The following is a 22,118-nucleotide window of genomic DNA, read 5'->3' as shown; positions in this document are numbered from 1 at the left end:
GAGCTCGGCCCGGGCGAGAGCGAGACGGCGGCGGCCATCCGCGCGACCGGCTGCGAGGTGGAGGTGGTCCGCGGTGACATCGCGGACCCCGGCACCGCGCGCCGCCTGGTCGCCGCCGCGGGCGAGCGGCTGCGGGGCGTCCTGCACACGGCCGTGGTGCTCGACGACGCGCCGCTGAGCGCGCTCACCCCCGAACGGGTGGCGCGGGTCTGGCACCCCAAGGTGACCGGCGCGAAGAACCTGCACGAGGCCACCCAGGACGCCGAACTCGACTGGTTCGTCATCTTCTCGTCCATGGCGGCCCTGCTCGGGAACCCGGGACAGGCCAACTACGCGGCGGCCGGGGCCTGGGTGGACGCCTTCGCCCAGTGGCGTCACCGGCGGGGTCTGCCCGCGCTCTCGGTCGACTGGGGGGCGTGGGGCGAGGCCGGCCGGGCCACGGACTTCGCCGAGCGCGGCTTCGAGACCATCGCGACGGCGGAGGGCTTCGCCGCGCTGGGCGAGCTGCTGCGGCACGGCAGGGTGAACACCGGCATGTTCACCTACCAGCCTGAGATCATGTTCCGGCTCTTCCCCGCCGCGGGGGAGGCGCCGCTGCTGGCCGAGCTGGGCGCCAGGGCGGCCGAGGCCGACAGCCCGGCGGCGGCCGGCGCGGTGCGCGCGCTCCCGCCGGGGCCCGCCAGGACGCAGCTCATCCAGGACGCGGTGGTGGCCACCCTGGCCGCGCTGCTCGGCGCGGAGCCGGCCGCGGTGCCCGCGCAGGCGATGTTCACCGACATCGGGCTGGACTCGCTCCTGGCCGTCGCGCTGGTGCACCGGCTGCACAAGGTCCTGGACGTCACGCTGACGCCCGCAGCCATCTGGGCGCATCCGACCCCGGCCAGGCTGGCCGCCCACCTCGACGACGTGCTCGTTCCCGAACAGTGAAAACGCCGCGGAACAACACCGGGACATTCGTTAAGAGGAGGCGCGGTTTTTCTTTTCGCTAAATCAAGCGGCTTTATCGGGGGGCGTGACCACGCCATCGCCCATCTGGCATAACGCCAGGTTATGGAAAAGTGTTTGCTGTTCGCAACGCGAACCGGGTGACAGCTTGGATCAAGCCCCCTGACAAAAGGGCTCCTTCTATCCCTCCACCCCTCAGGGACTTGTGAGAGGAGTCATCCACGTGAAACGCGTGTTCAAATCGGGCGCGCTCGCCGCATTAGCGGTGGCGACCCTGATGACCGGGTCGGTGACGGGCGCGACGAGCGCCGCATCGTCCACGCGAACATCCCTCGCGGAAAGCACCGGAAGCACCGGAAGCACCGGAAGCACCGGAAACGGTTTCGCGAAGGCCGAACCCCCGGCCTTCGCACCCGCCGACCCGAAGTCACGCCTGCGCGCGGAGACGAACGCCGGCGCGGCGCTCGCCGCGCACGCCGACCGCCTGCACCGAGGCCCCGGTGACGACTTCAAGCTGTCAGGCAACGTCGCCGGCACCTTCGGCCTGCAATATCTGACCTACGAACGGACATACCAGGGCCTGCCCGTGTTCGGCGGCGAGGTCGTCGTCGGCACCGACAGGGCCGGCCAGGTGATCCAGCAGGTGGTCACCGGCCAGACCGCGACGATCGAGATCGGGACTGCCGCGGCCGTCACCGCCAAACGGGCGGTGGCGACCGCGAGAGCGCTGCTGCCGCGGGTGGAGCGCGTGTCGGCGGCGAAGCTGCACGTGCACGCGACCACCGCCACGCCCAGGCTGGCCTGGCGGGTCCAGGTCACCGGGCACACGGCCGCGGGCAAGCCGAGCATCCTCGACGTGTTCGTGGACGCGAGGTCGGGCACCGTGATCGACTCGTTCGACAAGGTGCGCGAGGGCACCGGACGCGGCTACTACAACGGCACGGTGACGATCGACACCAGCGGCTCGGGCACCTCGTTCCGCATGGTGGACCCGAACCGGCCCGGCCTGCAGTGCGGCGGCCAGAACGGCGCGGCCTACACCAAGAGCAGCGACTCGTGGGGCAACGGCTCGGGCACCGACCTGGAGACGGCCTGCGTGGACGCCCTGTACGCCGCGCAGATGGAATGGAACATGCTCCGTGACTGGCTGGGCCGCAACGGTCACACCGGGACGGGCAGGTCGTTCCCCAGCCGGGTCGGGCTCAACGCCGTCAACGCCTACTGGAACGGGTCGTACACCACCTACGGCCGCACGCAGGACGGCCAGCGCCAGGTCACCCCGATGGACGTGGTCGGCCACGAGTACGGCCACGCCATCTTCACCAACACCCCTGGTGGCGACACCGGCAACAACGAGGTCGGCGGACTGAACGAGTCCACGGGTGACATCTTCGGCGCGCTGACCGAGGCGTTCGCCAACAACCCGAACGACCCGCCGGACTACGAGGTGGGCGAGGAGGTCAACCTCGTCGGGCGAGGCCCGATCAGGTACATGTACGACCCGTCCAGGGTCAGTGACCCGAACTGCTACAGCTCGGCCATCCCGAACACCGAGGTGCACAAGGCGGCCGGCCCGCAGAACCACTGGTTCTACCTGCTGGCCGAGGGCAGCAACCCCGGCGGCGGCAAGCCGAACAGCCCGATCTGCCAGGGCGGGCCCGCCTCGGTGACCGGCATCGGCATCCAGAAGGCCGGCCAGATCTACATGGGCACGCTGCTGACCAAGACCCAGCCGTGGACCCACGCCAAGGCGCGGGTGGCCTCGCTCAACGCCGCCAAGTCGCTGTTCCCGAACAGCTGCGTCGAGTTCAGGACGGTCCAGGCCGCCTGGGACGCCGTGAGCGTCCGGGCCGTCAACGACCCGACGTGCGTCGTCAACCAGGACACGTTCTCGCTGCAGCTCGACCCGTCGAGCGGCGCGGTCGACGCCGGCGGCACCGCCACCACCGTGGTGAACACGGTGACCACCGGCGGCAACGCGCAGCAGATCCGGCTCAGCGCCGGGCCGCTGCCCAACGGCGTGAGCGCGGCCTTCGACCCGCCCACCATCCAGTCCGGCCAGTCCTCCACGCTGACGTTCACCACGACGTCGGCCGTGGTGCCCGCCAGGTACGTGATCGAGGTGACCGCCCAGGGCACGGCGCAGACACAGACGCAGGCCTACGCGCTCACCGTCAACCAGCCGGTCCCGGACCAGTTCTCGCTGACACTCGACCCGACGTCGGGCACCGTCGAGGCGGGCGCCAGCACCAACACGACGCTGACCACGGCGACCACCGTCGGCAATGCCCAGCAGATCCAGCTCGGCATGGACGCCCTGCCCACGGGCATCACCGCTGACTTCAACCCGTCCACGATCCAGTCGGGCCAGTCGGCCACGCTCACGCTCGGCACGGCCTCGACCGTCCCGGCCGGCCGGTACACCGTGCAGGTGGTCGCCCGGGGCACGTCGGACAGGCGGACGCAGAACTACGTCCTGACCGTCACCAGGCCCAACGATCCCGACTCGTTCTCGCTCCGGCTCGACCCGCAGGAAGGCACCGCGACGGCCGGGAACAGCGTGGCCACCACGGTGCACACGGCGACGACCGGCGGCTCGCCCCAGCAGGTCACGCTGACGGCGCCCAAGCTGCCCAAGGGCGTCACGGTCACGTTCGAGCCGGCCACCGTCCAGTCGGGCGAGACGTCCGAGCTGACCTTCAACGTGGAGGCGACGACGAAGAACGGCGTCTACCCGATCTCGGTGATCGGGCAGGGCACGTCGCAAACGCAGACGGCGAGCTACGCGCTCACGGTCACCGGCGGCACGCCGGCGGGTGACTTCACCGTCGCCGCAGAGCCGCCGTCGGCGACCATCCAGGCGGGCGGATCGGCGGCCACCAGGCTGACCACGCAGGTCAGCTCCGGCCGGCCGATTCCCCTCACGCTGGCCGCCGCCGGCGTCCCGCCCGGGGCGACCGTGACGTTCAGCCCGGCCGCCATCGAGTCGGGCGAATCGTCCGTCGTGACGATCGCCACGTCGTCCACCACTCCGGCGCAGACGTACACGATCACGCTCAACGCGAACGGCGCCGCCAGTCACGGCACGTCGTTCTCGCTGACGGTGACCAGCGGCGGCGGAGACCAATGGGAGCCGTGGCACGCCTACGCCGTGGGCGACGAGGTCGTCTACGAGGGAGTGCGCTACCGCTGCCAGATCGCCCACACCTCGCAGCCGGACTGGACGCCCAACGCGGTGCCGGCCCTGTGGGTGCCGGTCAGGTGACGACGTGACCGCGTGACGACGAGCAGGATCGGAGGTGATCGGCCGAACCGGCGGAGGGCGCGCACCCGGCGCCCTCCGCCGCGGCGGGACCGCCTCACCGCGCGGTGAACAGGTAGTTGCGCCGGCGGGCGACCACCCGGTCCGTACGCCGCCAGCGGCGCCCGTGCCAGGCGCGCATCCGGTAGCCGCGCTCGACCAGCGATCCGGCGACGTCGCCGGTGGTCCTGCCGTACTTGCCGAGGTGGCGCTGCTCGATCTCGATCAGGAGCGTGGGCCGGTGCCGCTCGATGGTCCGCTCGGCCCCTTCCAGCACCGTCGCCTCGAAGCCTTCGACGTCCAGCTTCATGAAGTCCACGCGGGCGATCTCCCGCAGCTCGCACACGCGGTCCACGCTGTAGAGCGGCACCTCCAGCGTCCTGCCGGCGGCGAACCTCCCCGGGTGCTTCAGCCCTTCCTCCAGGTGCGCCCAGCCGTGGATCGGCAGCCCGAACCGGTACGGCAGCCGCAGGGTGCGCCACCCGAGCGCCGCGCCCAGCGCCGCGTTGGTGATCCGCACGTTGCGCGCCCCCGAGGCCCGCACCCCCAGCTCCAGCAGCCGGTACGGCATCCGCAGCGGCTCGAAGGCGTGCACCTGCCCGGCCGGCCCGGCCAGGTGAGCCAGCGGAAGGGTGTACATCCCGTACGCCGCGCCGATGTCGAAGCAGACCGCCCCCGGCCGGACGAAGGCGGACAGGCCGAGCAGTTCGGGCTCGCTGAGTGAGACCGTGGCCCCGGCGCGCAGCAGCGCGGCCGCGGCTGTCAATCTGATCATGCGGCCGACGGTAGGAAGGGGACGCGCGCCCGCGGATCCCCCTCAGGAGCGCAGTCGCGGGCCGCGCCGTGCCCCCGGAGGGGGAGAGCCGGCCACCACCAGGCCGCTCTCGTAGGCGAACACCACCGCCTGCGCCCGGTCGCGCAGCGCCAGCTTGCCGAAGACGCGCCCCACGTGCGACTTGACGGTCTCCTCCGCGATCGTCAGCTCCCCGGCGATCTCGGCGTTGGACAGCCCGGCCGCGACCAGCCGCAGGACGTCCCGCTCGCGGCCGGTCAGCGCGTTGAGCCGCAGCGACTCGGCCTCGTCCAGGGGGCGGCGTGAGGTGAACTCCTCGATGAGCCTGCGGGTGACCGAGGGCGCCAGCAGCGCCTGGCCGTCGGCGACGACGCGGACGGCGGTGATGAGGTCCTCCGGCGGCGCGTCCTTGAGCAGGAACCCGCTGGCCCCGCCGCGCAGGGCGGCGTAGACGTAGTCGTCGATGTCGAAGGTGGTCAGGATCAGCACCTTGGTGCCGCGGCCGGCGCCGGTGATGCGGCGGGTGGCCTCCAGCCCGTCGAGGTTGGGCATGCGGACGTCCATGAGCACGACGTCGGGCCGCAGCTCCCGGGCGGCGGCCACCGCCTCCAGGCCGTCGCGGGCCTGCCCGAGCACCTGGAGGTCGGGCTGGGCGGAGAGCAGCGCCGCGAACCCGGCCCTGATCATCGCCTGGTCGTCGGCCACCAGCACGGTGATCACGCGTCGTCCCCCTTCGGCAGCCTGGCGCGTACGGTGTATCCGCCCTCTTCCGTCGCGCCCGCGATGAGCTCGCCGCCGAGCGCGGCCACCCGTTCGCGCATGCCGATCAGGCCGAGCCCCGGCCCGGCACGGCCATCGGGGCCTCGCGCCTCCACCGCCGCGGCGGTGGAGGCCGGGGCGACGTTGTCCACCCGCACCGCCACCCCGTCGGCGTCGGCCAGGACCTGGACGGTGGTGTCGGCGGCCGGCGCGTGGCGTACGACATTGCTCAGCGCCTCCTGCGTGATCCGGTAGACGGTGAGCGATTCCACCGGCGACAGCGACGGCTCGCCGGTGACCGAGAACCGGACGGGCACGCCCGCCCGGCGTACGGACTCCACCAGCTCGTGCAGGTCGGACAGGCCGGGCTGCGGCGCGGTCCGGACCGGGCCGTCCGTGCCGCGCAGCGCGCCGAGCAGGAGGCGCATGTCCCGCAGCGACGCGCGAGCGGCGGCGTTGACGGCGGCGAACTCCCTGGCGGCCGGCTCGCTCACCCCGCCCTCGACCCGGTAGGGGGCGCTGGCCGTCCGCACGGCGATCACCGACATGTGATGGGCCACCACGTCGTGCAACTCCCTGGCGATGCGGGCCCGCTCCTCGAGGATCCGGGTCCGCCCGACCTCCTCGGCCGCGCGCAGGGTGTCGAGCCGGCGCGCCCGGCGGGCGTCGCCGACCAGCACGGCGGCCAGCAGCACCAGGGTCCAGCTCCCCACGCCGGTGAGCACGGTGACCGGGCCCGCGACGTCGAGCAGCAGGACCGTGGCCGCCCCCGCCGCGATGGTCACGACCCCGGCGATCGCCGTCACCCGGCGGGTGGCCGACAGGGCCAGCACGTACATGACGGGCACCTGGGCGAACTGCAGATTGACGTACCACGGCACGGGCGTCATCGGACCGGCCAGCGCCGTCCCGGCGCCGGTGATGAGGGGCCCGGCCACGGCCATGACCGCCCACGCGGCCACGGGCCGGTACCACGCCAGGAACACCGGGCCGGACGCCAGCACGGCCGCAGGTACGGCGAGCGCCCCGAAGTCCCCGGCCGTCGCGAAGAGCGTCGCGTTGCCGACGAGCAGGATCCCGGCCAGGACGGCGAAAGGACGGCGCCGGAACATCGGACGCTCCGTGCCAGTGGAGGATGGCATCCGCACGTCGTACAAATCCCGAAATACCCCCATGCCGATCACCCTACGGGCCCGCCCGCCCACGCCGGGCGTTCCGGGTCGCCGGCCTCTGTTCAGTCGAGCACCGCGGTGGCCTCGATCTCGACCAGATGCTCCGCAACGTCCAGCGCCGCCACACCCACGAGCGTGGCCGGGGGAGCGGCGGTGATCCCGAGCTTCGCGGACGCCCGGGAGATCCCCTCCAGCAGCGCCGGCATCTTGTCCGGGGTCCAGTCGACGACGTACGCGGTCAGTCTCGCCACGTCGTCGAAGGAGCCGCCGACCTCGGCCAGCGCGGCGGCGATGTTGCGGTAGCACTGCTCGACCTGCACGGCGAGGTCCGGTTCCGAGTCCCAGGCGACCTGCCCGGCGATGAAGACCAGCTTCGTCCCGGACGCGATCGCCACCTGCCGGTAGACGTCGATCTCGGGCAACGCGCCGGGGTTCACCAGAGTGATGGCCATGTCGTACCTCTCCGTGGTCTCTTGTGGTTACTCAGGAACCGTAGGAGAGTGGTCGCCGACATGGAAGAACGCACTTTTCAGTGACTGGGGAACCTGATGGTGACCAAGCAGTTCGGGAGCACGCCCGAGGCCGCGGATCTCCGGCGCGCCGACTCCCTGGCCCGGGAGATCTTCTCGGACATCGCGAACAAGTGGGCACTCCTCATCATCGAGGCCCTGGGCGAGCGCACGCTGCGCTTCACCGAACTCCGGCAGGAGATCGACGGCATCAGCCACAAGATGCTCACCCAGAACCTGCGCATGCTGGAGCGCAACGGCCTGATCGAGCGCGAGGTGCATCCCACGGTGCCGCCGCGGGTGGAGTACACCCTCACCGAGCCGGGCACGGCGCTGCGCTCGGTGGTCGACGGGATGTGCGACTGGACCCAGCGGTACCTGGCGCACATCGAGTCCGCCCGCGACCGCTCCGCCGTCTGAGTCCGACGGCGATCCCGGCCACGCCGTCAAGACCCCTTCCGGCGGCTGCCGGTCACGATCCGGCGGTCGGTGACGGGAGCGGAATGCGCAGCCTGGCCGCCCCGTGCAGGTCGAGCCAGGCGGCGTCGGGGCTTCTGACCAGGCGCATCACCACCTCGTCGCACCCCGGGCAGCGGGCGACCAGGCCCGGGTCGGGGCCGTAGACCCGCAACGCGGCGACCGGCCCGGTCAGGCCGCAGGAGGCGCAGGTGCCCGAGGCCGCGGACAGGTCGACGGCGAAGATCTCGCTGAGCGGACCTGCCATCGCGTTGCCGTCGAGATGGGTCATGAGGAGGCTCCAAAGCGTTCGGTCTTGATGCGGGCGGGATCGTGACCGAGGTCCACCAGCAGGTCGGCGGCGGCCTCGACGAAACCGGTCGGGCCGCAGACGAAACAGTCCGCGCCCGGGCCCGGCAGGTCGGCGGCGTTCAGCCGGCTCCCGCGCACCCGGGTGTGGATCAGCGTGATCTCGACCCCGGGATCGGCCTTGGCCAGCTCGTCGGCGTAGAAGAGCTGCTCCGGCGAGCGCAGCGAGTAGACCAGGTGGAACGGGGTGCTCACGCCCGCCGCCCGGCGGGCCCGGATCATCGCCATGAGCGGCACGATGCCGGCGCCGCCCGCCACCAGCAGCACGGGCGCCGGGTCGGCGTGCCGCCAGACGAACCAGCCGCCGACCGGACCCCGCACCTCCAGCCGGTCGCCCGGCTCCATGACCTCGGTGAGGTACGGCGAGACCTCGCCGTCGTCGAGCCGCTGGACGGTCAGCTCGACGCCCTCGGCGGTCGCCAGGGAGTAGCTGCGGCGGGCGGTGTAGCCGTCGTCGGCGGTCAGCCGCACGTCCAGGTGCTGGCCCGGCAGGTGACCGGGCCAGCCGGGCACGTCGAAGACCAGCGTGCGGGCGGTCGGCGTCTCCTCGCGCGTCTCGACCAGCCGTGCTGGCCGCCACCTAGTCATCGGCGTAGCGCTGCTCGCGCCAGGGGTCGCCGTAGTTGTGGTAGCCGGCCGTCTCCCAGAAGCCGGGGTGGTCCTGGTCGAGCAGGCGGATGCCGCGCACCCACTTGGCCGACTTCCAGAAGTACAGGTGCGGGACCAGCAGCCGGGCCGGGCCGCCGTGGCGCGGCGCCAGGTCTTCCCCGTCGAAGCGATGGACGATCCAGGCCTTGCCGTCCAGCAGGTCCTCCAGCGGCAGGTTCGTGGAGTATCCGCCGTAGGAATAGACCAGCGCGTACTCCGCGGCGGTCTCCACGTTCTCGAAGAGCACGTCCAGCGAGACGCCCTGCCAGGTGGTGTCGAGCTTGGACCAGGTCGTCACGCAGTGGATGTCCACGGTCGGCGACTCGGACGGCAGCGCCATCAGCTCGTCCCACGTCCACCGGTGGACCTGCTCGGTCTCGGTGTCGATGGCGAATTCCCACCGGTCCAGCGGCACCCGCGGCGTCGGCCCGGCCGACAGGACCGGGAAGTCCTCGGTCAGGTACTGGCCCGGCGGGAGCCGATCGTTGTCGCGTTGCTTGCGGCGGAAGCCGCGGGAGAAGACGGTCATGGCCACCATCACTTCGGGTTGCGGGCACGCGGTCCCATGGTCATTATGCCGTCGGCCCTCCGGCGGCCGCCCACCGCCGTCCCTTCCGCGCGGTGTCCCCGGCCTCAGTGCGGCTCGTCCCAGGCGATGTGGTGCTCGTAGATCCACCGGCTCGGGTCGTTGCCGGTGCGTGCCAGGTGTTTCAGGGCCAGGCCCATGATCAGGTCGCGCGGGATCCTGGCGACGGGGCCGAGCGTCTTCCAGCTGTCGGTGCGCTTGCCCTGGGCGACGACGCGTTCCACCCGGTGGCGGCGCAGCCGTTCGTAGGCGGTGAACGCGTGGGTGACGTCCGGGCTGTCACGCAGACACTTGGCCAGGACCACGGCGTCTTCGAGCGCCATGGCGGCGCCCTGGCCGATGGACGGGACGGCCGCGTGGGCCGCGTCCCCGATGATGATCATGCGATCGCGGTGCCAGTTCGGCACCGAGGGCACGTCGTAGGTGGTCCAGCCGGTGACGAGCCGGTCGGTCGCCTCGATGAGCGCCAGGGCCGGGCCGCGGTCGTGCCGGAACGCCTCGGCGAGTTCCGCCCGCCACTGCGGCTCGCGGATCGAGGTCAGGTCGGCCGGGGTGGGTTCGGCGGGCCGCATCAGGTTGGCCGCCCACCACACCTCGCCGCCGGGGTCCGCGGCGTAGGCGAAGAACGCGTGCCTGCCGAAGATCCCGTTCATGGTGCCCGGTTCGTCGCCGAGCCGGACGCCGCGGGCGTAGCCGCCCACGTTGACCATCCCGCCGTAGCGCTCGCCGGGGGCGGCCGGGTCGATGATCTGGCGGGTGCGTGAGCGCAGCCCGTCCGCGCCGATCAGCAGGTCGCCCTCGGCGACGGTGCCGTCGGCGAACGTCGCACGCACGCCGGCGTCCGTGCTGCGGGCGTCGCTCAGGCGTTTGCCGTACCGGATGCGCACCCCGCACTGCGCGGCCTGCTCGCGCAGGGCGCGGTAGAGGTCGGCGCGCTTGACGGTACGGCTGACCGTGCCGTCCGGCAGGGCCGGGCCGTGCGGTAAGTGGCCGATCCGCCGGCCGGAGCCGTTGGTGAGGGTGATGCGCGGGGTTTCGAAGCCGAGGCCGGTGACGTCGAAGCCGAGGGTGCGCAAGGCGTCCAGGGCGTTGACCGCGAGCGTGAGGAACGCGCCGACGTCGTCGGCGGGACGCTCGTACGCCTCGTGGACCACGGCCTCGATCCCGGCCTTGCGCAGCCCGACGGCGGTCGCCAGGCCCGCGACGCCACCACCGATGATCAGTGTTGTATATGCCATATACAAAATCTATGCCATATACTTCGGATTGACACAAGCCTCGCAGCGAAGAGTTGGTGACACCGCATGAACGCCGATCTGCCCCCCGGGCTCCGCGGCCTGTGGAGCCGGCTGGACCAGCCGGAGCCGGCCCGCAAGGCCGGCCTGAGCCTGTCGCGCATCGTGCAGGCGGCGGTGGACGCGGCCGACACCGAGGGACTCGACGCCGTGTCCATGGCCAAGATCGCCGATCGGCTCGGTTACACGCCGATGTCGCTGTACCGGTACGTCAACAGCAAGAACGAGCTGCTGCTGATGATGCTGGACGCGGTCGCCGCGGTCCCCGCCGACCTCGACGAGCCCTGCGCCGACTGGCGGACCGGCCTGGAACGCTGGTGCGAGGCCCAGTGGCGGATGCTGCGCGCCCACGCCTGGATCGTGCACCTGCCCATCACCGGGCCGCCGATCACCCCCAACCAGCTCACCTGGTCCGAGCGCGCGCTGGCCGCGCTGCGCGACACCGGGCTCACCGAGGCCGACAAGGCCGGTGTCGTGCTGCTCATCGCCACCTACATCCACGCCACCGCGCGGCTGGCCGCCGAGGTGGGCCAGGCCGCCGGCGGTGAGTCGATCGCCGCCTACAGCACCCTGCTCGGCGAGCTGGTCGACGGCCGGCGCTTCCCCGCCCTGCGCACCGCCATCGACGCCGGCGCCTACGCCTATCCCGGCGACACGCCGCCGGCGGAACGACGGCTCGACTACCGCTTCGGCCTGGACCGGATCCTGGACGGCGTCCAGGCCCTGATCGACGCGTCGACCGCCTGACGCGACGGTCACGCCCCCGGGGGCGGGCGGTGTCACAGGCCGGCGGTCTGCCCGGTCTCAGCTGTGGACGTTCGCCAACCCACGGGAGAGCCCGATGACCACGGCAGCCACCACCACCTCGATCCCGGGCCACCGCGCCGGGCTGTGGGAGATCGACCCGGTGCACTCCGACGTGTCGTTCACCGTCCGTCACATGATGGTGAGCAAGGTACGCGGCCGGTTCGCCACCTTCGCCGGCGAGATCGTGACCGGCGAGGACGTGACCCGGTCGTCCGTCACCGCGTCGATCGACCCCGCCTCCGTCGACACCGGCAACCGGCTGCGCGACAAGGACCTGCGCTCGGGCCGCTTCCTCGACGCCGAGAACCACCCGCTCTGGACCTTCCGGTCCACCGGCGTCCGCGCGGACGCCGGTGGGTTCGCCGTCGACGGCGAGCTGACCGTCAAGGGCGTCACGCGGCCCGTCACGCTGGCCGTCGAGCTGAACGGCGTCGGACCCGACGGCGACGGCGGCACGCGGGCCGGCTTCTCGGCCTCGGCCACGATCGACCGCAACGACTTCGGCGTCGACATCAAGCTGCCGCTCGACGGCGGCGGTGTCGTCGTGGGGGACGTCGTGGGGGACAAGGTGCACATCAGCATCGAGATCGAGGCGGTCCTGCGCCGGGCGGCCGCCCCCTGACACCCGCGCGCCGTGGGGCTGTCACGAGGGCGGCGGCCGTCTTGTCTTAGCCGGCGACCGGGTCACGACGAGTGACCCAGACGCGGAAGGGGTCCGCGGTGAAGATCGTGGTGATCGGCGGGGCCGGGCTTATCGGCTGGAAAGTGGTGAAGAGGCTGCGTGACCACGGCCACGAGGCCGTGGTGGCGGACCTGACCACCGGCGTCGACACGGTGACCGGGGCGGGGCTGGCCCGGGTGATGCCGGGCGCGCGGGTGGTGATCGACGTGTCGAACTCGCCGTCGTTCGAGCCTGCCGCGGTGATGAGGTTCTTCGAGACGTCCACCGGCAATCTGCTCGCGGCGGAGGCGGCGGCGGGCGTGGGGCATCATGTGGCGTTGTCGGTCGTGGGAACGGAGCGGATGCCGGGCAACGCCTACTTCGCGGCCAAGATCGCGCAGGAGCGGCTGATCGAGAAGTCGGGCATCCCGTTCTCGCTGGTGCACTCGACCCAGCTCTTCGAGTTCGCCCGCGCCATCGCCGACGAGGCCACCGTGAACGGCGAGGTGCACGTCGCGCCGGTGCTGTTCCAGCCGATCGCGGGCGACGACGTGGCCCAGGCCGTCGGCAAGACGGCGGTCGGCTCGCCGCTGAACGGCAGGATCGAGATCGCCGGGCCCGACCGATACCGCATGGACGAGTTCTTCCGCCAGGCGCTCGCGGCCTGGCGCGATCCCCGCGAGGTCGTCACCGACCCGCGGGCGCGTTGCTTCGGCAGCACCCCGCGGGAGCGGTCCCTGGTTCCGGGCGAGGGCGCCCACCTGGGCGCGGTCGGCTATCGCGAGTGGCTCGGCCGGTCCGTCGGCACGAGGCGGGCCGTGGCATGACCGCGCCGCGCCCTTGCCCGCGCCCGTCCTGGACCGGTGCCGCGCCGTCGACCCGCCATGACCCGCGATTCGAGAGATGACGCGAAATGACACACGAACGATCACCACGCATCGGCACGCTCGACAGCCTGCGCGAACACCTGCAGTGGGCGGTGGAGCTGGAACACGCGACGCTGCCGCCGTACCTGACCGCGCTGTACTCCCTGGACGCCGAGCGCAACGCCGCCGCGGCGGAGCTGGCGCTGATGCCGTTCGGGCCGCGGGCGCTGGAGATGTTCCTGCGCCTGGAACGCCCGGCGCCGCCCGATGCCGCGCCCCAGGACGACGGCTACCCGACGATCGGCCGGTTCTACGCCGCGATCGAGCAGGGGCTGCGCGAGCTGTGCGACCGGCTCGGCGAGGCCGCCGTCTTCGCCGGCGACCCGGCTCGCCAGGTGAGCGGCACCCACTTCCGGCACACCGCCGGACGGCTGATCCCGGTCACCGGCCTGACGTCGGCGCTGGAGGCGCTGGCGGCGATGACGCCCAACCCGCGGCCCGCCGACCCGGGCAGCGCCGCCCGGGCCGCCCAGGAGGAGTTCAACCGCACCTACAGCGGGATGCTGCGGCTGCCCGGCGGCGCCGGTCCCACTTTCGAGTACGTCCCTGCAGAACACACGGCCGATCAGGAGAAGGACAGATCATGAACGAGCACATACTCGAACCCGCCGCCCAGGAACTCGCGCAGGCGACGTCGAAGCCCCCGTTCCTGTACGAGCTGGGCCCGGACGGCGCCCGCCAGGTCCTGGACGACCTGCAGGCCGCCCCCATCGCCAAACCCGAGATCGAGGAGAGGTGGATCGTCGTCCCCGCCGAGGTGGGCGACGTGCGGGTGCGCATCGTCAGGCCGCCCACGTCCTTCGGGCTGCTCCCGGTCGTGCTCTACATGCACGGCGGCGGATGGGTGCTCGGCAACGCGGGCACCCACGACCGGCTCGTACGGGAACTCGCCGTCGGCGCGAACGCGGCCGTGGTCTTCGTCGAGTACGACCGATCGCCCGAGGCCCGCTACCCGGTGGCCGTCGAGCAGGGTTACGCCGCCGCCCGGTGGGTCGTCCGGCACGGCGCGGAAGAGGGGCTGGACTCCTCCAGGATGGCGGTCGCGGGCGACTCGGTCGGCGGGAACATGGCCGCCGCGCTGACCATCCTGGCCAAGCGGCGCGGCGACGTCGGCTTCGTCCACCAGTCGCTGTACTACCCGGTCACCGACGCCGGGCAGGACACCGACAGCTACCGCGAGTTCGCCGACGGCCCGTTCCTGACGGCCAAGGGCATGGCCTGGTTCTGGGACGCCTACACCACCGACCCGGCGCAGCGCGCGGAGATCACCGCCTCGCCGCTGCGGGCCTCGCTCGCCGAACTCGAAGGGCTGCCGCCCGCGTTCGTCGTCGTCGACGAGAACGACGTGCTGCGCGACGAGGGCGAGGCCTACGCGCGCAAGCTGACCGCGGCCGGGGTGCCGACCACCAGCGTCCGTTACAACGGCATCCTGCACGACTTCATGATGCTCAACCCCGTCCGCGCCACGGCGGCGGCGAGCGGCGCCATCGCGCAGGCCATCGCCGTGCTCAGAACCGCGCTGAACACCTCCGGCTGACCGGGGCGGCGCGCGGGCGTCGTCGGCCCGCCGGAGTCGTCGACCCGCCGGAGTTGATCTTCAACCCGAGGATGACAGCATGATCGAACCGGATCGCACTCCGTGGCATGCGCTCCCGGTGGGCGAGGTCGCCGCCGGGCTCGGCGCGGACCCGGAGCAGGGCCTGGCGGCCGGCGAGGCCGCGCGGCGCCTCGAACGCCACGGGCCCAACCAGTTCAAGGCGGCGCCCCGGGATCCGCGATGGCGCGCGTTCCTGCGCCAGTTCCAGGATCTGATGATCCTGATCCTGCTGGTCGCCGCCGTGGTCAGCCTGCTGATCTCGGGCGAGTGGGAGACCCCGCTGGCCATCGCCGTGGTCGTCCTGCTGAACGCCACCATCGGCTTCGTCCAGGAGTCGCGGGCCGAGGCGTCGCTGGAGGCGCTGCGGCGGATGACCGTCACCACGGCCACCGTCCGGCGGCACGGCCGGCTCACCCGCCTGGACGCCAAGGAGCTCGTGCCCGGCGACCTGGTGGTGGTCGAGGCCGGAGACCGGGTGCCGGCGGACGGACGGCTGCTGTCGGCGGCCTCGCTGGAGGTGCAGGAGTCCGAGCTGACCGGGGAGGCGCAGCCGGCCGTCAAGTCCGCCACCGCCCCGGTCGAGAAGGAGGCGCCGCCGGCCGACCGGACGAACGCGCTGTTCATGAACACCTCGGTCACCCGTGGCAGGGGCGAGATGCTCGTCACCGCGACCGGCATGGCGACCGAGACCGGCAGGATCGCCGACCTGCTCGCCACCGCCGAACCCGCACCGACGCCGCTCCAGCGGCAGATCAACGCGCTCAGCCGAACCCTGGCGCTCATCTCCGCCGTCGTGGTGGCCGTGGTGATCGTGCTCGGGCTGATACGCGGGCAGGAGGCTGGCGTGCTGTTCGTCACCGCCGTCTCGCTGGCCGTGGCCGCCATCCCCGAAGGTCTTCCCGCGGTGGTGGCCTTCACCCTGGCCATGGGCACCGACCGGCTCGCCCGGCACGGAGCCATCGTGAAACGGCTGTCGTCGGTGGAGACCCTGGGCAGCACCTCGCAGATCTGCACCGACAAGACCGGCACGTTCGCCCTGGTCTGCGGCGCGGCGGTGCTCGTCGGCAGCTCGACCGTCATGGCCTTCGGCAACCAGCCGGACGCCCGCCCGCTCGACCCGCTCGGCTGGGCGCTGCTGGCCGCGATGGCGCTCGCACTGGCCTGGCTGCCCGGCCGTCCCGCGCCCGCCCTGGCCGTGAGCGCGGGGGCGGCGGCGGCCTTCTTCGCGCTCGGCCACGCCCTGGCGCTGTGGCCGGTGCCCGCGCTGATCGCGCTGTTCTGCGTCATCGCGGCGGGACACCGGGCGGCCGGCTGGACGGGCGCGGCGTTCCTGATCGCGGTGCCCGCGCTGGCCGTGGTGGTCCGGCCGGAGCTCGACCGGCTGGTCGCCACCGTGGTGTGGGCGCTGATCGTCCTGGTGGTGGCGCAGCCGGCCGAGGTGTCGCGGGCCAGGCGGGCGTACACGGCCGAGGTGGAACGCCGGGCCGCCGACGCCGAGCGCACCCGCGAGGAGGAGGCGCTGCGCCGGGCCCAGGAGGAGCGGCTGCGGGTGGCCAGGGAACTGCACGACGTCACCTCGCACACGGTCTCGGTGATCGCGCTGCACGCCGCCGTCGCCGCCGAGGCCGTGGACCGGGCGGGCGGACCGGCGGAGGCCAGGGCCGCGATCGAGGTCATCAGGACGGCCAGCCGCCAGGCCCTGGCCGAGATGAAGACGGTGCTCGGGGTCCTGCGGCCGGACACCGGGCCCGGGCCCGGACCCGGATCGTCCGATGCGCGGCGGCCGCTGCCGGGCGTGGGACGGCTGCCCGCGCTGCTGGAGAACGCCGGGCTGCCCGTCGCCCTGCACGTGGCCGGACCGCCCCGGCCGCTCCCGCCGGCCGCCGACCTCACCGTCTACCGGGTGGTGCAGGAGGCGCTGACCAACACCCTGCGGCACGCGGGCGCGACGCGGAGCGAGGTCACGCTGACGTACGAGGCGGAGGGGGTGACGGTGCGCATCGACGACGACGGCCACGGCCTGGCGGTGCACCACCCGGGCGAGAACGGACATGCTCCCGGCGGGCACGGATTGACCGGGATGGCCGAGCGGGTGGCCGCCGTCGGCGGGCGGCTCACCACCGGCGACGGGCCGCACGGCGGCTTCCGCGTCACGGCCTGGCTGCCCGCGTGATCACCGTCCTGCTGGCCGACGACCAGCCGCTCGTCCGCGCCGGGCTGCGCGCCCTGCTCGACACCGAGGACGACCTCACCGTCATCGGCGAGGCCGCCGACGGCGCGGAGGCGGTGCGGATGACCCGGCGGCTCGACCCCGACGTGGTGCTCATGGACGTCCGCATGCCCGAACTCGACGGGCTCGAAGCCACCCGCGCCCTGGCCGCCACCCGCTCACGCGTCGTCGTGGTCACCACCTTCGACCTGGACGAGTACGTCTACGAGGCGCTGCGCGCGGGCGCGAGCGGCTTCCTGGTCAAGGACGCGGAACCGGCCGAGATCCGGCACGCGGTGCGCGTGGCCGCCCGGGGCGACGCGCTGCTGTCGCCCGGCGTGACGCGGCGCCTCATCGAGGAGTTCACCGCCCGCCCGGCCGTGCCGAACGCGGACCGCCTGACCCCGCTCACCGGCCGCGAACGCGAAGTGCTCGCCCGGGTGGCCAGAGGCTTGACGAACGGGGAGATCGCCGAGCGGCTGTACATGAGCCCGGCGACGGTGAAGACGCACGTCAACCGGATGATGGCCAAGCTGGGGGTGCACGACCGGGCGCAACTCGTCGTCATCGCCTACGAAACCGGCCTCACCCGCCCCGGACAGCACCCCTGACCACCCGCTCGGGTGCTCGGGTAACGAACGTGGTCAGGGCGGCGATACGTGCATACGCGCGCGCATCCGGAGGAGCCTGATCTGGCATGAACGCACCCTTTGACCCTGCCGCCAGGTCGTCTCCGGCTCCCCGTATCGCCGAGCCGTCCCAGGAGGAACTGGCCGGTCTGCCGGTCGAGAAGCGGCTGGAACTCCTGCAGGCGCAACGACAGCGCGACGATCAGGAGCGCGAACGCCGCCGGCTGAACCGTCACCAGTGGTTCAACAGCGTGGGGATCCTGCTGGGCGCGCTCTTCACCGCGGGCAGCCTGATCGTGACCGCGGTGACGTTGCGCAACGGGCAGGAGGAGCTGCGAACCGCCCGCGAGGGCCAGATCACCGACCGGTACACCAGGGCCGTCGAGCAGCTCGGCTCACGCGCGGCCGAGGTGCGGTTCGGCGCGATCTACGCCTTGCGGCGGATCGCCGCGGACTCTCCCGCGGACCGGCTCACCGTGCGGAGCGTGCTGGCGGCGTTCGTCCGCAACCACGACCTGTGCACGCCCCGGCCCGCGCCGCAGTGCACCGCCTCGATCGCCGAGCTCGGCGTGGTCAGGTCCATCGCGGACGTGCCGTCAGACGTGTACGCGGCACTCACCCTCGCCTCCGAGCTGACCGCCCGGGGAGACCCGGGCACCGACTTCTCCCAGGTCCGCTTCCCCCGCGCGGCGCTCGAAGGAGCCCGGCTGAGCGGCGCGAACCTGGAGAGCGCCGATCTGACGTGGGCCGGGTTGCGTGAGGCGGACCTGGGCGGCGTGAACGCGTCGAACGCGTGCCTCACCTACGCCCGGCTGAGCGGCGCGGACCTGAGCAAGGCGAACCTGAGCCTCGCCGACCTGTCCGGGGCCGAGCTGACGGAGGTGAACCTGGCCGGAGCCGATCTGCGCGGCGCCGACCTGCGGGGCGCGTACGGGATGACCCCGGGCGAGATCAAGGCCGTCGCCGCCACCGACTCGCACACCCGGTTCGGCGAGCGGCGGACCGGACCGCAATCCTGCGGACCGGCCAACAAGCACGGCGGACGGCTCGACGAAGACCCCGAGCCGCTCCACTCCGGGTGACGCCGGTCCGCGGAGAACTACGGCTTCGGGCGTGCGCCGAGGTAACGGTCCGCCAGGTGGGTGCACACGTCGCCGGCCAGCCGCTCCATCAGCCTGGACAGCTGCTCCCTGTCCTCCTGCGACCACTCGGCCAGGGCGGTCTCGAACCAGTCCGAGGTGACCTGGCGGCAGCGCACGGCCGCCTCGGCGCCCTCGGGGGTGAGCGCGATGCGCCAGGCCCGGCCGTCGTCGGGGTCCCTGACCCGGTTCACCAGCCCGCGCTCCTCCAAGCGGGTGACATGCCGCGTGACGTGCGGGCTCTCGACCTGCAGCGCTTCGGCGATCATGCCGACCCGGCGCGGCTCGCCCGCGTCGAGGAGGTAGGCGATGATCTGCACGTCCGGCCGGTCGAGCCGGACGCCGGCCGCCTCGGTGAGCCGCTCGTGCGTCTTGCCGCGATTGAGCGTGGTCACCAGGCGCCGGAAGGCCGCCACCGTTCTGTCTAGCTCTGCACCCATCCGTTTACTTACCTAACTTACGTATGTATCATCGTGGCTCGGTTACTTACCTAAGTTATCTAAAGGAGCCGACATGGCGACAGCCGTCGCACTTCCCGCCGTCAGAACGCCGAACCCGTGGCCCGCCGTGGTGTCGCTGGCGTTCGCGGCGTCCATCGCCGCGTTGCAGAACACCGCGGTCGTCCCGATGCTTCCGGTGCTGCAGCGGGAACTGGGCGCGTCGCTGCCCGCGGTGAGCTGGACCCTCACGGCCAGCCTGCTCGTCGCCGCCGTCGCCACCCCCTTGCTCTCCCGTTTCGGCGACATGTACGGCCGGCGCACGGTCATCCTCGGGGCCATGGCCCTGCTGGTGATCGGCTCGGTGATGGCCGCGCTCGCCACCTCGCTGCCGTGGCTGATCGCCGGCCGGGTGTTGCAGGGCTCGGTGTCCGCCCTGGTGCCCCTGTCCATCGGCGTCGCACGCGACCTGCTGCCCGGCAGGCAACTGGCCACCGGCATCGGCGTGATCAGCGCCACCATGGGCTTCGGCAGCGGCGGCGGCATGATCATGGCCGGGCTGGCCGGCGACGACTACCACCTGGTCTTCTGGCTCACCGCCGCGATCGCCCTGGTCGCCGGCATCGTGATCGCCTTCCTGGTGCGCGGCGGCGGTCCCGGGGGAGGGGGACGTCCCGACCTGCTCGGCGCCGCGCTGCTGGCCTCCTGGCTGGTCGCGCTCCTGCTGGCGATCAGCCAGGGCGGCTCGTGGGGCTGGAGCTCGCCCGGCGTGCTCGGCCTGTTCGCCGCCGCACTGGCACTGGCCGCGGCCTGGGTGGCCGTCGAGCGGCGGGTGGCCGAGCCGCTGGTGGAGTTGTCGATGCTGGTCCACCGGGGCACGATCGGCGCGACCGTGGCCTCGATGCTGCTCGGCTTCGCCTTCTTCACCCTCATGACGGGCCTGTCGGCCTTCGCCCAGGCCGACTTCGGCGCCTCCACCCTGCAGGTCGGGCTCTACCTGCTGCCCAGCACGCTGTTCATGCTGGTGATCTCCCTGTTCGCCGGACGCATGATGCGCCTGCTCCCCGCCTCCGTCATGGTGGCCGCGGGCTCGGCGCTCACCGGCGCGGCCGGGCTCTGGCTGGTGTTCGCGCACGGCCGCGACGCCGACCTGTACGTGGCGGCCTCGCTCATGGGCATCGGACTCGGGATCGGCTACGCGGCGCTCGGCACGATGGCCGTCCAGCACGTGGACCCGGACAAGACGGCGCTGGCGGCGGGCATCAACGCGCTGGTACGCATCGTGGGCGGCAGCACGGCGGGCGCCGTCATCGCCGCCATCCTGGCCGCCCGGCCGGGGGTGACGGGGTACCAGTGGGTGTTCGGGGTGGCGGCGCTGGCGGGGGCGGTCGCGGCGATCTTCGCCGCGGTCTACGGCCGGCTCAACCCGGCCCCGGTCTCCCGCTGACGCTGTCTCCCGCTGACCCTGTCTCCCGCTGACGCTGTCTCCCGCTGACGCTGTCTCCCGCTGACCCGGCGGGCGCCGGGGTCGGGGCGCGCCCGTGACCTCGGCGCCACCGCGATTGTCGGTGCCGATCAATAGGCTGCGGCCTGTGATCGAGAACAGCGGCGCCGACGTGAGCCCCGTGCGGGCGGTGCTCGGCCAGATCGAGACCGGCTCCGTCCCCAGCCTCGTGGCACTCCTGCGCGAGCTCGACGACGACGGCAGACGCGCGGTCGCCCGGCAATTGCCCGCCCACCTGAGCGAACGCAGGCGCGCCGGGTTCGAGGCCGGGCCCCGGATCTGGGACCTGGCGCCCCTCTACCGGCTGGCCGGGGCGGCCTGTTTCGGCGGTGCGGAGCAGGTGGCGTCCTGGCTCGACCGGCGGGAGCTGAGCGGCGTGGAGCCGAAGGCCGACGCCGTGCGGGTCATGTCCGTGCTCGGGGACCGGCCGCTGGAATGGCGCCGCGACCTGGCCGTCCGCCTGGTCCGACGCCTGCGGCCAGCCCCTGCGGGTTCGATCTGGCGGCGCATGCAGTCACTGCGAGCCTGGGACCTGGCCGCGGCGCTGGTGCTGGAGACGGGCGTGGAGCCGCCGGAGAACGACGCGTTCGTGTCCGGCTGGGTGCTGCGGACGGTCGAGCTGCAGCAGATGGGCGACGGCGCCCTGGTGCTCGCTGACGACCCGCTGCTCGATCACATGCTGCCGCGCCTGTTCCAGGCCGCGGGCGTGGCCGACGGGCTGGGCTGGAACCCGGTCTGGGACGGCCGCCGCGGCATCATCGGCGAGCTGGTCGAGCTGGCCGGCACGGGCCGGGTGCCGCGCCGGGCGTTGCTCGACGGCTGCGTGAGCCGGTTCCTGAACGGCGCGGACGCGGCCGAGTCCGGCGCCTTCGTCATGCTGTGGCGGGCGCTGGCGCCGGAGACGGCCGAGATCCCGGTGACCGACTTCGTCCGCGTGCTGCCATCGGCGTCCTCGCCCGTGGTGCAGCTCGCGCTGGAGGAGCTGGAGCGGGCCGAGTCCGCGGGCACGCTCGGCACGGAGCTGTTCGCGGAAGCGGTCCAGGCGCTGGTGTTCCGGCCGGAGAAGAAGTACCTGGCGGCGGCGGTGAAGTGGATCGCCGGCGCGCCCCCGGCCAGGGGCGCCGCGGCGGTGGCCGCGCTGGCGCCGGTGTTCGACGTCGACACGCCCAGCCTGCGCGAACGCGCGGTACGCGTCGCGATCAAGCTCGCCCCGCACACCACCGACTCCGACAAGGAGACGATCCGCGAGGCGGCCGCCCGGCTGCCCGCCGACCTGCGCGAGCGGCTGGCCGCCGCCTTCGGCACGGTCGACGAGGAAGAACCCGAGCCCGTGGCCGCCCCCACGCTGACCGCGACGGCGCTGCCCGCCCTGGCCC

General features: G+C 72.7%; 22 protein-coding genes. 13 read left to right on the top strand and 9 right to left on the bottom strand.

Going from position 1 to position 22,118, the window contains the following annotated elements:
* Both HII36_RS41095 and HII36_RS57275 read left to right on the top strand, forming a co-directional pair.
* The coding region (locus HII36_RS41095; protein ID WP_173528755.1) for a beta-ketoacyl reductase at window positions 1-927 on the top strand (927 nt) is incomplete at its 5' end.
* Between the two features lie 241 nt (window positions 928-1,168).
* Window positions 1,169-4,210 (top strand): M4 family metallopeptidase, encoded by a 3,042-nt coding sequence (locus tag HII36_RS57275; RefSeq protein WP_328808124.1) that lies wholly within the window; start codon window positions 1,169-1,171, stop codon window positions 4,208-4,210.
* A 94-nt stretch (window positions 4,211-4,304) separates the two neighbouring features.
* On the opposite strand, the gene HII36_RS41085 is transcribed toward HII36_RS57275, so the two are convergent.
* From HII36_RS41085 to HII36_RS41070, 4 genes are all read right to left on the bottom strand, one after another.
* Window positions 4,305-5,021 (bottom strand): FkbM family methyltransferase, encoded by a 717-nt coding sequence (locus HII36_RS41085; RefSeq protein WP_173528754.1) that lies wholly within the window; start codon window positions 5,019-5,021, stop codon window positions 4,305-4,307.
* Between the two features lie 42 nt (window positions 5,022-5,063).
* Window positions 5,064-5,759: a response regulator gene (locus HII36_RS41080; protein WP_173528753.1), complete on the bottom strand. Its 696-nt coding sequence runs from the start codon at window positions 5,757-5,759 to the stop codon at window positions 5,064-5,066.
* Complete coding sequence (locus tag HII36_RS41075) at window positions 5,756-6,940, bottom strand: sensor histidine kinase (protein WP_173528752.1); 1,185 nt, start codon at window positions 6,938-6,940, stop codon at window positions 5,756-5,758. Before HII36_RS41075 ends, HII36_RS41080 begins: the two co-directional genes overlap by 4 nt.
* A 92-nt stretch (window positions 6,941-7,032) precedes the next feature.
* Window positions 7,033-7,422: a RidA family protein gene (locus HII36_RS41070; protein ID WP_173528751.1), complete on the bottom strand. Its 390-nt coding sequence runs from the start codon at window positions 7,420-7,422 to the stop codon at window positions 7,033-7,035.
* A gap of 96 nt (window positions 7,423-7,518) precedes the next feature.
* Between HII36_RS41070 and HII36_RS41065 the strand changes: the two genes are divergently transcribed.
* Complete coding sequence (locus tag HII36_RS41065; protein WP_173528750.1) at window positions 7,519-7,899, top strand: winged helix-turn-helix transcriptional regulator; 381 nt, start codon at window positions 7,519-7,521, stop codon at window positions 7,897-7,899.
* Between the two features lie 52 nt (window positions 7,900-7,951).
* On the opposite strand, the gene HII36_RS41060 is transcribed toward HII36_RS41065, so the two are convergent.
* The 4 genes from HII36_RS41060 to HII36_RS41045 all read right to left on the bottom strand — a co-directional run bounded on the left by HII36_RS41060 (window position 7,952) and on the right by HII36_RS41045 (window position 10,776).
* Window positions 7,952-8,227 carry a DUF6510 family protein gene (locus tag HII36_RS41060; RefSeq protein ID WP_173528749.1) on the bottom strand — a complete coding sequence of 92 codons (276 nt, stop codon included), beginning with the start codon at window positions 8,225-8,227 and terminating at the stop codon, window positions 7,952-7,954.
* Window positions 8,224-8,892, bottom strand: coding sequence for a ferredoxin reductase (locus tag HII36_RS41055; protein ID WP_173528748.1), 669 nt, complete (start codon window positions 8,890-8,892; stop codon window positions 8,224-8,226). The genes HII36_RS41060 and HII36_RS41055 overlap by 4 nt, the downstream gene beginning before the upstream one ends.
* The gene (locus tag HII36_RS41050; RefSeq protein ID WP_173528747.1) at window positions 8,885-9,481 is read right to left on the bottom strand and encodes a sulfite oxidase-like oxidoreductase; all 597 of its coding nucleotides are present in this window, start codon (window positions 9,479-9,481) and stop codon (window positions 8,885-8,887) included. Before HII36_RS41050 ends, HII36_RS41055 begins: the two co-directional genes overlap by 8 nt.
* A gap of 104 nt (window positions 9,482-9,585) precedes the next feature.
* Window positions 9,586-10,776: an FAD-dependent oxidoreductase gene (locus HII36_RS41045; RefSeq protein ID WP_173528746.1), complete on the bottom strand. Its 1,191-nt coding sequence runs from the start codon at window positions 10,774-10,776 to the stop codon at window positions 9,586-9,588.
* A gap of 66 nt (window positions 10,777-10,842) precedes the next feature.
* Between HII36_RS41045 and HII36_RS41040 the strand changes: the two genes are divergently transcribed.
* The 8 genes from HII36_RS41040 to HII36_RS41005 all read left to right on the top strand — a co-directional run bounded on the left by HII36_RS41040 (window position 10,843) and on the right by HII36_RS41005 (window position 18,744).
* Window positions 10,843-11,580, top strand: coding sequence for a TetR/AcrR family transcriptional regulator (locus HII36_RS41040; RefSeq protein ID WP_173528745.1), 738 nt, complete (start codon window positions 10,843-10,845; stop codon window positions 11,578-11,580).
* 94 nt (window positions 11,581-11,674) lie between these two features.
* A complete protein-coding gene (locus tag HII36_RS41035; protein WP_173528744.1) occupies window positions 11,675-12,262 on the top strand; it encodes a YceI family protein in 588 nt (195 codons plus the stop codon).
* Window positions 12,263-12,360: 98 nt separating this feature from the next.
* A complete protein-coding gene (locus tag HII36_RS41030) occupies window positions 12,361-13,128 on the top strand; it encodes an SDR family oxidoreductase (protein ID WP_173528743.1) in 768 nt (255 codons plus the stop codon).
* 86 nt (window positions 13,129-13,214) lie between these two features.
* Window positions 13,215-13,814 (top strand): ferritin-like domain-containing protein, encoded by a 600-nt coding sequence (locus tag HII36_RS41025; protein WP_173528742.1) that lies wholly within the window; start codon window positions 13,215-13,217, stop codon window positions 13,812-13,814.
* Complete coding sequence (locus HII36_RS41020; RefSeq protein ID WP_173528741.1) at window positions 13,811-14,764, top strand: alpha/beta hydrolase; 954 nt, start codon at window positions 13,811-13,813, stop codon at window positions 14,762-14,764. Before HII36_RS41025 ends, HII36_RS41020 begins: the two co-directional genes overlap by 4 nt.
* A 79-nt stretch (window positions 14,765-14,843) precedes the next feature.
* Window positions 14,844-16,997, top strand: a complete 2,154-nt coding sequence (locus tag HII36_RS41015; protein ID WP_173528740.1) for an HAD-IC family P-type ATPase — start codon at window positions 14,844-14,846, stop codon at window positions 16,995-16,997.
* Complete coding sequence (locus HII36_RS41010; RefSeq protein ID WP_173528739.1) at window positions 16,994-17,644, top strand: response regulator; 651 nt, start codon at window positions 16,994-16,996, stop codon at window positions 17,642-17,644. Before HII36_RS41015 ends, HII36_RS41010 begins: the two co-directional genes overlap by 4 nt.
* Before the next feature lie 86 nt (window positions 17,645-17,730).
* Window positions 17,731-18,744 carry a pentapeptide repeat-containing protein gene (locus HII36_RS41005; protein WP_173528738.1) on the top strand — a complete coding sequence of 338 codons (1,014 nt, stop codon included), beginning with the start codon at window positions 17,731-17,733 and terminating at the stop codon, window positions 18,742-18,744.
* Window positions 18,745-18,761: 17 nt separating this feature from the next.
* Here HII36_RS41005 and HII36_RS41000 read toward each other — a convergent pair whose 3' ends face one another.
* The gene (locus HII36_RS41000) at window positions 18,762-19,241 is read right to left on the bottom strand and encodes a MarR family winged helix-turn-helix transcriptional regulator (RefSeq protein WP_173528737.1); all 480 of its coding nucleotides are present in this window, start codon (window positions 19,239-19,241) and stop codon (window positions 18,762-18,764) included.
* 73 nt (window positions 19,242-19,314) lie between these two features.
* Between HII36_RS41000 and HII36_RS40995 the strand changes: the two genes are divergently transcribed.
* Together HII36_RS40995 and HII36_RS40990 are read left to right on the top strand one after the other, a co-directional pair.
* Window positions 19,315-20,685 (top strand): MFS transporter, encoded by a 1,371-nt coding sequence (locus HII36_RS40995; RefSeq protein WP_173528736.1) that lies wholly within the window; start codon window positions 19,315-19,317, stop codon window positions 20,683-20,685.
* 145 nt (window positions 20,686-20,830) lie between these two features.
* Window positions 20,831-22,118: hypothetical protein (locus tag HII36_RS40990; protein ID WP_217370590.1), on the top strand; the 1,288-nt coding region annotated here is incomplete at its 3' end.

Origin of the sequence: Nonomuraea antri (assembly GCF_013283785.1) — a bacterium.
GTDB lineage: Bacteria > Actinomycetota > Actinomycetes > Streptosporangiales > Streptosporangiaceae > Nonomuraea > Nonomuraea antri.
Note: the sequence above shows the minus strand (reverse complement) of the source record. Positions and strands in the feature narration are given on the sequence as shown.